7 protein-coding genes and 1 tRNA gene are annotated in these 11,633 nt (G+C 40.5%); 7 read left to right on the top strand and 1 reads right to left on the bottom strand.

Annotated features, from left to right (window positions below):
* Positions 1-50 precede the first annotated feature (50 nt).
* Positions 51-4,547 (bottom strand): exodeoxyribonuclease V subunit gamma, encoded by a 4,497-nt coding sequence (locus tag JMY00_RS07600; RefSeq protein WP_201579711.1) that lies wholly within the window; start codon positions 4,545-4,547, stop codon positions 51-53.
* A gap of 440 nt (positions 4,548-4,987) precedes the next feature.
* On the opposite strand from JMY00_RS07600, the gene JMY00_RS07595 reads away from it, so the two are divergent.
* The 7 genes from JMY00_RS07595 to JMY00_RS07565 all read left to right on the top strand — a co-directional run bounded on the left by JMY00_RS07595 (position 4,988) and on the right by JMY00_RS07565 (position 11,629).
* Entirely contained in the window at positions 4,988-5,515 is a 528-nt protein-coding gene (locus JMY00_RS07595) for a hypothetical protein (protein ID WP_201579710.1), read from the top strand.
* A gap of 66 nt (positions 5,516-5,581) precedes the next feature.
* Positions 5,582-6,388 carry a hypothetical protein gene (locus JMY00_RS07590; protein WP_201579709.1) on the top strand — a complete coding sequence of 269 codons (807 nt, stop codon included), beginning with the start codon at positions 5,582-5,584 and terminating at the stop codon, positions 6,386-6,388.
* 73 nt (positions 6,389-6,461) lie between these two features.
* Positions 6,462-6,537: transfer RNA gene (locus JMY00_RS07585), tRNA-Arg, on the top strand.
* Between the two features lie 212 nt (positions 6,538-6,749).
* Positions 6,750-8,216 carry a tyrosine-type recombinase/integrase gene (locus JMY00_RS07580; protein WP_201579708.1) on the top strand — a complete coding sequence of 489 codons (1,467 nt, stop codon included), beginning with the start codon at positions 6,750-6,752 and terminating at the stop codon, positions 8,214-8,216.
* 29 nt (positions 8,217-8,245) lie between these two features.
* A complete protein-coding gene (locus JMY00_RS07575) occupies positions 8,246-9,340 on the top strand; it encodes a hypothetical protein (RefSeq protein ID WP_201579707.1) in 1,095 nt (364 codons plus the stop codon).
* Positions 9,341-9,461: 121 nt separating this feature from the next.
* Positions 9,462-9,743 (top strand): AlpA family phage regulatory protein, encoded by a 282-nt coding sequence (locus tag JMY00_RS07570; RefSeq protein ID WP_201579706.1) that lies wholly within the window; start codon positions 9,462-9,464, stop codon positions 9,741-9,743.
* Between the two features lie 2 nt (positions 9,744-9,745).
* On the top strand, positions 9,746-11,629 hold the full coding sequence (locus JMY00_RS07565; protein WP_201579705.1) for a DUF927 domain-containing protein: 1,884 nt from the start codon (positions 9,746-9,748) through the stop codon (positions 11,627-11,629).
* Positions 11,630-11,633 lie beyond the last annotated feature (4 nt).

The raw sequence follows: 11,633 nt of genomic DNA, 5'->3' as shown, positions 1-11,633 counted from the left end.
TATCAAAACAAAATAGCAAAAACTAATTAGAGGCTGTTCTAAATAACTGGCTAACTATCTAAGTTAGTTAACGCATTAAACATCGGCGCGTATAATGGCTGGGCTAATGTAGTCAACGCTGCTGACAAAGCCTTAAATGCATCTTGGTCACGCAGTACATATTGCCAAATGGCATGCTGCGAGCAAGTATCGTATACCGTGTCTGAGTTGTAGTTGGGTCTTAACCAGTCTGAGAAGTCGGCACGTTTTGGCCAATAGCTATTACCGTCACCTTCTTCAGGCTTTAGATACTTATCAAGGTAGTTAAGTGCATATTCTGGTAATAACGTAATAGGCACTTGACCCGTTAACTTACCAAAAACAGCCCATTTTATCAGCTCAATCACAGCATCTTCATACACAATCGGGCTCAGTTTGAATGTGATGACCTTGTCATACTTTTTGACTTGTGAGCTGGGCTTATTAAAGCGCCAAATACTCACGCCATCATTTAATACTACTTGCTCGGCAGTGGTACGTCTAGCCACTTGCCAATACAAATGTGACAACCAAAACTTGAGTAAATGCCTAGGGCTGGCAGAATTGGGCAATATATTTAACCACTGCTTGGGTGATTGCTGAGCATAAGGCACGCCCGCCTGAATAATTGATATGGGTGCTAATATTGGTACTGAACCTTTGATCTTAATGATTTTTGGCAACAGCTTAAGCAGTGTCTCTATACCCTCTATATCTGTCTGATTGCTTGACTCGTTGTCAGTGCTACTAAGTATATTTTTTAGCTCTATCTGAACGGGATACTCAGCGGTTGGCGTCAGTAGCTGTAATACACTGCTACTATCTGCCTTACTCTCGTTGAGAATACTGCTTTCATCAAAGCCATTAGCAATTAGCTGCTCTTTGAACTCTAGACATTGCTGTTGCAGTTTCTTTTGTTGATTGGGTAGCGTGGTTTGGCGAGCAACACCAGCAGGCATAATTTTTTGATACATTAGGATTGGAGTGGTGGTTTTATCCGCTGCATCACTATCATTCTTCTTATTCTCATCAGTAACCAACTGTTTAATCAAATGATCTTTAATTTGATAGGTAGTTAAACTGTTTAGAAATAGCGGCTCTTGATGCGAAAGTGCTTCTTCACCTTGTACCACATGCACCTTTTGAGACCGTAAGAATGCTTTGGCAGGATGGCGCACTTGGTAAGCCAATGCCCCTTCAATATCTATCTCTCCGATGTTAAATATGCTATCAGATAGCACCTCTGTCATGTTATTGCCATTGCTAGTATCGACAACCGTATCTAGCGCCAACAGTTCAACCAATGCAGACAAGGTTTGATTGTCTACTTGCCCTAGCTGACCTAAGCCTTGGCCAAGCACCTGAGCGATTGACTCATACTGTACTTTTGTAGGTAAGCCGACCAGTTGCATAGGCTCACTAGATACTCGCCCTTTCAATGTATCAAACACCGCTTGCCAAAGCGGCGCAGGCGGAAACTGTTTTTTCTGAGCTAGCTTGGTTTTGCGCATGGCTGTATTTAATAAAGTATCCAGCTCATCAATCATATCGACATGGCTGGTATTCTGAGTATTGATAGTAATGTTGGCATTAGCATTGTCATCAATATCAGGAGACGCTTGCTCAGAAACATCAATGCCTTCGATTTCTGTCTCAAACAGACTCTCATGAAAAGGCAGTGCAGGATGCTCAGTCACTAGCCACTGCTTAATCAATTTAGGTAAGTAACGCTTAAGGCTTTCCGTGGTGGGATCAATATTCTCAGGTAATGTCTCAAGCGAGTTCACCTGCCATTGCACCTCGCCTTGTAGGAATTGCAATAGCTCACTCACTGGGTTGGCTGGCAAATGCTCATGGGTGTCCGTCAAGCTTTGGCCGTTGTAGAACATCCAACATGCACTGCGCGCGCACAGTAGCGCATCTAAAAATGCCCCGTTGTCATCATCTTCACTGACTCTGTCACCGCGGCGGGCATTGGTCGCTTTCATCAAATCATAGCGGTTGTCACGATCACGCCCAGGAAACTCAGAGAGATCCATATTGAGCATAACCACCAGCTCAAACGGCACGTTTCTTAGTGCACCAAATCGACCAAAGGTAATCACCCCCGTCGGCTCCGCACTGACCTGCTGACTCTCTAGCTCCGCTTCGATACTGTCTAGCATAAAGCTCAGCTTGAGCGGCAACTGCTCCACACCTGCCAGCCTCTGCTCTACTTCTTTGTTGTCGACATCACCACTAGCGTACTGCCTATAGTGACGATTGGCTCGCAGACTTGATTTAAAGCCATTCATCGCATTGTAAATGGCGCGCATGGTACGCGTTTGGTCCACATCGCCAAAGTAGCGATGGATAACTTGTGTCTCAATCTGATCGAGCCAGTCTTCCGCTTTCATTTTTTGTGTATGGTCATCACGACGTGCGACCAAACCAGTATAAATACGGCAAAGCGCTTCAACAATCAGCGCATCATTTAGGCTCACTTGTGGTAACGGCAAGGTCATTTCTGGTAACGCAGTGCTTGGCCATTCATCGCCATTTAGATCATATAAGCAGTCGCTCAACTCAGCCTCTGGCATGACCAGACCTAAAGTTAATCTGTCTAATGCCTGTGCAAAGCTAAAGCGATAGTCGTAATCATTGCTGTCTAAAGTTTGCTTAAGATGCAGCTCGTCAAAACCGCGAATAAAGCCCGCCTCTACCAATAAATCACAGCCACGGCTCATTTGCTCATGAGTCAGTCCAAAGCTTTCAAACAATGGCGGTAACATGAGCCAGTCTAAGACTTCAGCTGCTTCAAAACGAGCGCTATGACTACCCAATAGTTTGTAAAAACCGATAATGGCTTCCCATAACTGGCGAATATCGGCATCAACAACACCAGTCACTTTAGCAGGCAAAGTCAAACCGTCTTGACCTTTACCATTGACGAAAATAGAACCAATCAGTGCATGATGACGTTCAACATCGGGTAGCAGCACCACAATGTCAGAGATATGGCGTTTCTTTTCACCAAGTTTGATAGGTTCATTTAGCCAACGACCAATCATAATACGCAGCACTTCAAGCTGACGCTGCAAACTATGACACGAATGAATGCTTAGGCTATTATCTTGGGAAGAGATTGCCCAAAAACGGTCTTTCTCAAAACGCTTATTCTCTAACGCTTCATCTTCATACCAAGCCGTTGCTGGCTTATCTCCATCAAAGCTTGGCTCTAGTTGCTTGCTTACTGCTTGTGAGACTGTAGCAGCCGTTGCTTGCTGGGTCGATTGCTCATCAAGCATCAACACATCATTTTGCAAACGTTTTAATAAGCTCAGGTTACCTTGGGCATCTTGAGTACTGACAGCGTCATCAGCAGCATCTATGCTTTCATAATCGTAATGACCGAGCACATTATCTACACCTTTATCAAAGTTATCTTGCCATTCAACCAGTGCATCGTCGTACTGCTCATTACCCGACAAGTTGGCAAGCATGGCAAAAGCATCGCGCGATTGCTTGCCCAGACGTGACAACAAACTGTGACCGTAATCACGCAAAAACACACTCTCAGGGTTGATAATCTGCTGGCGTTGTAACCATGATTTATCAACGATATCTGCCCAAAACAGCTTTGATGGATTGTAATGCAATAGCGTGATATTCATGTATTGCGACAGACTCTGTAGAAAGTCTAACTCAGTCTGTGGCAGTTGCTGGATGGTAAAAATACGCAGTATGGTTGGTAACTGGTCACGCTCATTCGCCTTGTTATCTTTTAAGGCCGACCAGAACGCACGCTCCAGTGCCACGCGGTGTAGATGAACATCAGCAAATAAATGCGCCCACAAGAATCGTTGGGCGACTTCCAACTCAACATAATGCTCGACCAACCACTCAGGTGTGCCGCGCGCATACTTATCAAAGCGCAGGGATAAGGCGTCTTTATCCGCTATCAACTCACTTACGTTCAACGGCTTATTTTGCGACCATAATGCCAACCAATCCTCACGGTGAGTCAAATAGCGGTTAAACACCCTAGCCAAATCGCTTGCCAGCTGCCAAACACGAGCATCTTGTTGCGCCTTATCCTGTTGTAAGCTGTCTTGTTGAGCAATGGCCTGTGGGTCATCAATCAAAGACGCTAACAATGGATGAACTGGATGCTTTTCATCTGCAACGATTGTCTCTTGATAATAAGTCAAATACCCAAACAATCGCCACTGCATTACTGTCGGTGATAACACCGCCACTTCGGGTACATTTAGAGTTGTCGCTTCAGGGTTTTGCGCCAGTAAGTATGCATTATGACGGGTCAATACATCTTGCATCAGCGTCCATTGATACTGACCCCAAAATTTAGTACGCACCAAGGTACTAATACCAGCACGGCTAGCAATAGTTTTATCCAACCAATCACCCAATACCATTGACGGCACAATGACAATGAAGGGTTCAAAAACCGGCTGATCCTTGGACTGGTATTGTACAAGCAATTGATCAACGAGGTTTTCGGTACGGTGCGACTGAATAATAGTGAACATAGACAATAATCTGATTGCAATAAAGGTGAGATATTAGGATTAATAAAAAAGGCTTCACTTATAGATGAGATGTCTGTATCCAATGTCAAAAACGCTATAAAACGTCCATACAAAACAAAAGTCGTTACTCATCAATCCATGTTTGATGGTCGTTACTATGATGCATTTCTGCTAGCATGAGGGCCAGAAACAAAAACAATCATAGTAGCAAATTCTACATATCCATTGATAACGTTGACTTGCCAAATTTGCTATCAGTGTGCCATTGATGGTTATCGTTTACTAGTGTAAATGCCGATATTATAATAAGCTTGCGACATTTAGTGTCGTTTTATACTATCATTTATATTTACAATGAAATAATCTCATTGCGGTTTTTAAATTGGCCTTTACAACCTGTATCTAAATAACACTTTCTATTGACGGGATTACTTAATATTATGCCATTGCGTCCCATTGATGCTATTTTTGTCCATCCAAAACAACGCTTATACGTCGTGTATTATCGCGGTGAGTTGTGGCAACTGCCACGTATGAAAATCGATGACAGATCATGGAAAAACAGACGACCCTATACCGATGATAGTAGCTCACTTTATTTGAGCATCCATCAAGCTATCAGCGACCCTATCCTTGCGCAGAAATTGAGAACGCTAGATCTACCTGTAGCGGTACGTAGTAGCACGTTGCCACGTTTTGAAGCATGGTGGGAGGCACATGGGTTTAGATGGTTAAAAGACAGACTATTAACCGGTGAATCGCCGTTAGCAGCGCATCAAACTACTACACCTGCTGCCAAGGTATTAAACGACCAATCTGATCCTCTAACAGATTGCCAAACCAATGGCCATACTGATGAAAGTGGTGAGGTTAATGAAGAACAAGTATCTACCCCTTCTGCAGACACGGATATCTTTGCAGACATGTTGGCTGAATTAACCGATGAAGTACTAGAACAAAAGCTTTGAAAACTAGATACCACCCTGTATATAAACTTTGCTATGAATCAACTAATAATAAAAGAGCAGTAATATATGAAAGACTACAAACTACTGCTGGCTGGGCTAATCTTGCTACTGCTCACAATCTTTATCGCGGTCTTCATTTGGTTGTGGACCAGTAATCAAAAAAACACAGACCCATTGCCAATCATGGCAAGTGAAAGTGAAGCAGACCCTAGTACGAAAGGGGATGAATCAAGAGAGATTGCTGACAGTGTTTTATACATTCGAGCAGAGGAGAAGTTACAGATACCTTTGGACGATATCATTGTGAGCTTTGAATCTCGTTATCCGCACGTACAAGTGTTAGCGAGCTATGTCCCCTCTCACGACCTTCTTACAGTACCAAGTAGTGGTTCTACCAAAGACAAACTCTCTGACTTTGTCTTTGATACAGATATGATTATTACCAATGACGATAGCCTATCCACAGAACGGGTATCGCTCCTACAGTCAGAGTTACAACAGGCACAAGATAGAAATGATCAAAGACAAAAAAGTACTGAGGCCAGTGATATAAGTAATGCATCTGATAAAAATAGTGATAATAGTACGCATGATAAAGATAAAAAGATACACACTCTAAACCCCTTTAACTATGCGCTAAAAGATGAACAGGCGCTTGAAGGTGTCATCCTGACAGACGATACAACTGCTATTAACTTCCGTAATTTTTTACTATCGAGCACAGGTCAAGATATACTAAAAAAATATGATTATGAGAACATTAGTGGTTATAAGAACAGTGTAAATGACTTATTTAAACCAACCTCACAGGCAAAAAATGCATCAGGTGATCATGCTGTAGATGTCACTGACGCGCTTAGCAATGGTGAGTAAGAAGAAATTGTCTTTATTTATCTTTTGTTGATTGCTTTTATGACTGCTTTTTTCTACAATGTCACTCCATAATGCGCCTATAGCTCAACAGGATAGAGCAGTTGCCTCCTAAGCGATCGATCCGAGTTCGAGTCTTGGTGGGCGCACCAATCATTGTATTTAGACATAACCTCGCATTACCTCAAGCCCTTTAAACCCATTATACATATACATACTTGTCTTTATTGATTACTTGTCATTACCTGCTAGCACCTCTACAATGTTGTTAAATAAGTTGTTAAATGATAAACAACATCATTTTTTGTTGTTAATTATGCGATGAGATTGTTGTTAAACCTCTCAACGCCTTGAGGTATAAGCCATGACAAGAAGACAAGACTATCGATTAACTGACGCTGGCGTGAAAGCCATCGCCAAACAATCCACACCGACCAAAGTCACGCGCCATGGTGATGGCAACAATCTATACCTGATACAACATCCAAATGGCTCACTGTTTTGGCAGGTGACTTATCGCTATCAATCCGATAAAGATCTTAAGCCAAAGCAAAAAACTTATCAGATTGGTATTTATAAATCTGCCAAGCAAATCATTGGCTCTACATTTAAACCAGAGGTGTCACTAAAAGAGGCTCGGCTGGCACGCGATAAAGCTCAGGCGCTCCTCAGTGATGGCATTGACCCAACTAAACACAAAAATCATGAAAAAAATAATTTTGAGCAAAAAGACTTATTTAGAGTGATTGCCAAGAGCTATATTGACGAAAAATCTACCACTACCTCTAAGAATATTCAAAAACTTCACAACTACCTAAATAGGCATATTGCACCTCATATCGGTGACTATCCTATTGCCTCTATTACTGCACAAGACGTTATCAAAACAGGTCTAGAAATTCAAAACTACTTCGAAAAACAAGGCAAATGGACAGCCGATACTACAAGTAAGTGTGTTGAGCTAATTGGCTCAGTTTTTGAATATGCTATTAATACGTTAGGCTACGATATCATTAATGTCGCTCATGGTCGTAATAAAGCTTTAAGACCTCATCAGGCTAAGCGTATGAAAGCAGTCGAGCAGCATCAACTTTCTGAATTATTACGTAATATTGATAAATATGTTGCAGATCATCCGAATGCCCATGAACAAACCGTGGCTGGCATGCAGCTGATGACCTTCTGTTTTGTTAGAACGAAAGAGCTAAGGTTTTTTGAGTGGTCGGAGATTGATTATCATAAAAATGTGTGGCGTATACCGGCTCATAAGATGAAAATGCGTCAAGACCATATCATTCCGCTATCATCACAAGCGATGGCCATTATCGAGCGTATGCGACCTTTGACAGAAAAAACGGGTTACGTATTTTATAATTTCAGAAAGAATAAACCTTATAGTGAGGCTTGGTTTAATCAAGCTCTGAAACGCATGGGTTACACAGGTGATCCCTACCCTGAAATGACTGGGCATGGATTTAGACAGCTTGCCAGCACGGGATTGTATGAAATGCAATTCAGTGAAGATGTAATAGAAATACAGTTAGCCCATCTTAAGCAGTCTAGTGTCAAAAAGCGCTATGACTTGTCTGCACATTTAGCAGAACGACAGATGATGATGAATCAATGGGCAAATCATCTAGACGATCTGCGAGCTGGTAAGGCAATGAGCTTCGAATTGCTTACACCAGATGAAGTCAAGAAAGAAATGGATAGTCGTAATGAGCAAGCTACTGATATAGCGCTACATGATAAGGATATTTTAATAAAGAGTTTACAAGCGCAGGGCGTGTCGCCTGAGCTAATACATCAGCTAACTATACAATTAGCATAAAATAAATAATATCTATAAGGCTTTCTACTATGAGACTGTTTAAAAAAATAAGACACAATATCTCTATAAATAATGAAGAAGAATCTAATAGTAATTATATTCTAGCTACTGAATATTTAAAGGAATTAGCAGCACAACATAATCAAGACATTAGTTCAATTGCTAATTATTTATCAACGATTGACCCTTCTAAAGGTTTAAGAAATTTTTATCTATTAAGAGATAGCGAGTTTGTCTTTCTTGAGGATGAATCTGCATATCAATCTGTGCAGGTTAGAAAATTTCTTGACGATGCCACATATCATAAAGATCACAATCATACACTGAATGTGCATGACAACTTCAAACAAACTTATGCAGATTATTATCTAAAGCGAGCCGATACCGAAAATATCACAATAAATCAACTGAGCTTAGCACGCGCTAAAGATATACCTGCTAACGGTAGCCTAGCAAGCTATCTTTCTTTTTTTAACATTCCTCAAATTGCGGCACTATATTTAGGTATAGCTTTAGAAGATGTATATATAACTGACTCTTCATATGCTTATTACTCTAATAGAAATAGATATCCTGAAGAGTACTCTAAAAAATATATGCAAACAGTTAGTTGTATTGAGTCAGATTTTATATATGAAGGAATAGTAAAAAATAACTTTGTTAATGGGTTAAACGTTAATGATACCTTGGATCTTACTCAGACTACTATAGATCGTAATAGCTTAGAAAGATTATTATCTTATAAAGGCTATTCGTTAAATAACCTACTGAAACATCAGCCTTCTTTATTGAAAAATCTTGAAGAAAATACACTTCTTAGAGAAAACTTAGATAGTGCTAACAAGCAAATTTTTAGCCTAGAAAATGAAATTGATAGATTAAGAACAGATCTAGAAAAAAATAATGAGCTAGCTAATAGCAAAGAAGGACAAGGAGATAGCTTATTGATTCTAGGTGCAGTAATGGAGTGTATTAGAGACGTTGCTAAACCAAATTACACACAAAAAAAATTAATAGAGATAATATTAGACAAATACAAAACTACTGATAGTATATCTCAAAGCTCATTAAACAAGAAATTTCCAGAAGCAAAAAACTATTTAAAACAAAACCTTACGCCTTAAAAAATTTCTATAGAAATTATGATAATTTCTATAGAAATGACATGTAGGAACTCCACCTATAACATTACTCTACAGCACCAGCCATGACTGGCTACAACTCACAATGCTGTGGAGTAACATTATGAAATTGAAAAATAAATTCCTGCGAATGTCAGATCTCGCAAACCAGCCTGAACGCGAAGCTAAAACTTATATCACTCAGTCAGGTCAGCAACGTACTATTACAGCCAGACCCGCCTCAAGCGGTATCACTGGATTTTCCGCTAAACACCTTTACCATCTCATAAATGAAAGGAAGTTTCCTGCCCCAATAAAAATGGGACGTGCCAGCCTTTGGCGTGTGTCCGATATTAATGACTGGTTAGATAGTCATATTTCTTCATCCAACAATGAGGAAGCATAGTCATGAGTAAATACAATCAGATTTCTGATCCTAAGATAATTGATGAGCAATCAGCTATCTTAATAAAAAAGCCGGTCATCTTGCAGGATGACCAGCTCTCAGAAAATACCTCAGATGACATTGACGAGCCATCATCTGAAATTATAGCAGAAACTAAATCGAATGGACGATTCGTTTACGAAAATGGATTTTTTGAATTACGTTCAAACGGTTTATATTATGTACACCTCAATGATAAAAAATCTTCCAAACCTCCTAGACAGCATGACGTTTTTATTTGCTCACCCATAGAGGTTATTGCCAGAACGCGAGATGTTCATAGCACTTCATGGGGTGTATTAGTAAGGTGGTTTGATGCTGATAGAGTAATGCATCAACACTCTATAGCAAGTGGCTCATTTCTTGGCGATACACGCGAATACCGTAAATATTTGGCCAGTCAAGGTTTAATTATCACACCTAATATTAAACATCGTCAATATTTAGATATTTATCTACAGCAGCATCCTATTGAAACTAGAGCATTGTGTGTTGATAAATTGGGCTGGCATGGTGATCGATACGTACTACATAATCGCACGCTAGGTAAAAATGCTGATGAAATGACTGTCTATCAATCTGATAGCATAAATAGTAACGCACTCTCTCAGAGAGGTACAGTTGTTCAATGGCGTGATGAGATATGCAAACTAATTGCTGAACAAAGCCGTCTTGTATTCTCAATATGCTGTGCATTCGCAGGACAACTATTAGAGCCGTTAGGCTATGATGGAGGTGGATTTCACATGCTAGGCTCATCAAGTATAGGTAAATCTATTGCAATGTTCCTAGGAGCCAGTGTATGGGGGAAGCCTACAGTAATAGTTAGAACGTGGAGACAGACGGACAATGCACTCGAGGGTACAGCTAGAGAGCATAACGATAGCGTTTTACTGTTAGATGAAATAGGACAGCTCGAACCTAGCATCGCTGTCAAAACCGCTTATATGCTAGCTAATGGAGTTAGTAAATCCCGAAGGTCTGCCTCTGGAGACAACCAAAAATCTCATACTTGGCGCCTCATATTTCTATCCAATGGTGAGCAATCAATCAAACAACATGTTGCATATGAGTCTAAAGGTGTTACTGCAGGAATCGAAATACGCGTTGCGCATATTGAAGCTGACGCTGGTACAGGCAATGGAGTTTTTGATAGCCTTGTAATGGCAGACTCTGGTTCAGAACAGGCAGATAAAATTAAAGAACTCGCCTCTAAATACCACGGCACAGCAGGAATTGCTTGGCTTAATTATGTTACTGCTAATAAAGTAGAAACTACAGCTAAAGCTAAAAGTTTAATTAAAGGCTTTATGCTGCAATACGATGATCTATCATCACAGGCGCACAGGGTCGCTAAAAGATTTGCGCTTGTAGCTGCCGCAGGGGAGATGGCAACACAAGCTGGTATTACTGGTTGGCAAACTGGGCAAGCTACAGCAGCAGTCAAGGTATGTTTTAGTAACTGGCTTGACAACTATGGACACGATGGTGAGCATGAAGAGAGACAAATCATCAATAATGTTAAAGCATTTATTGAAAGACATGGTTCAAGCAGGTTTCAGCCTTGTTACAATAAAGGATCTACAATCTTTGAAGACAAGATTAGCAATTGTGCTGGCTACCATAATCGCGACACAAACGATTTCTACTTTTTTACTAGTGATTTTGAAAAAGATGTATGCTCACCATTTAGTAAGCGTAAGGTTTTGAAAGTAATAGAAGAAGCTGGACTTTTGATTGTGAATGAATTTGGTCGCAACACTTATAAAACTCCGACAACTTGTATTAAACAACGTCCCCGTGTTTATGGTATTAAAGGGTCAATACTGAACTATGAACCTGCTTAGAAAT

This window comes from Psychrobacter sp. Pi2-52, from assembly GCF_904846705.1.
Lineage (GTDB): Bacteria > Pseudomonadota > Gammaproteobacteria > Pseudomonadales > Moraxellaceae > Psychrobacter.
Note: the sequence above shows the minus strand (reverse complement) of the source record. Positions and strands in the feature narration are given on the sequence as shown.

Bases quoted from the DNA above. Each gene is read 5' to 3' on its own strand.
- JMY00_RS07600 (WP_201579711.1), bottom strand. From the start codon at position 4,547: ATGTTCACTATTATTCAGTCGCACCGTACCGAAAACCTCGTTGATCAA.
- JMY00_RS07595 (WP_201579710.1), top strand. From the start codon at position 4,988: ATGCCATTGCGTCCCATTGATGCTATTTTTGTCCATCCAAAACAACGC.
- JMY00_RS07590 (WP_201579709.1), top strand. From the start codon at position 5,582: ATGAAAGACTACAAACTACTGCTGGCTGGGCTAATCTTGCTACTGCTC.
- JMY00_RS07580 (WP_201579708.1), top strand. From the start codon at position 6,750: ATGACAAGAAGACAAGACTATCGATTAACTGACGCTGGCGTGAAAGCC.
- JMY00_RS07575 (WP_201579707.1), top strand. From the start codon at position 8,246: ATGAGACTGTTTAAAAAAATAAGACACAATATCTCTATAAATAATGAA.
- JMY00_RS07570 (WP_201579706.1), top strand. From the start codon at position 9,462: ATGAAATTGAAAAATAAATTCCTGCGAATGTCAGATCTCGCAAACCAG.
- JMY00_RS07565 (WP_201579705.1), top strand. From the start codon at position 9,746: ATGAGTAAATACAATCAGATTTCTGATCCTAAGATAATTGATGAGCAA.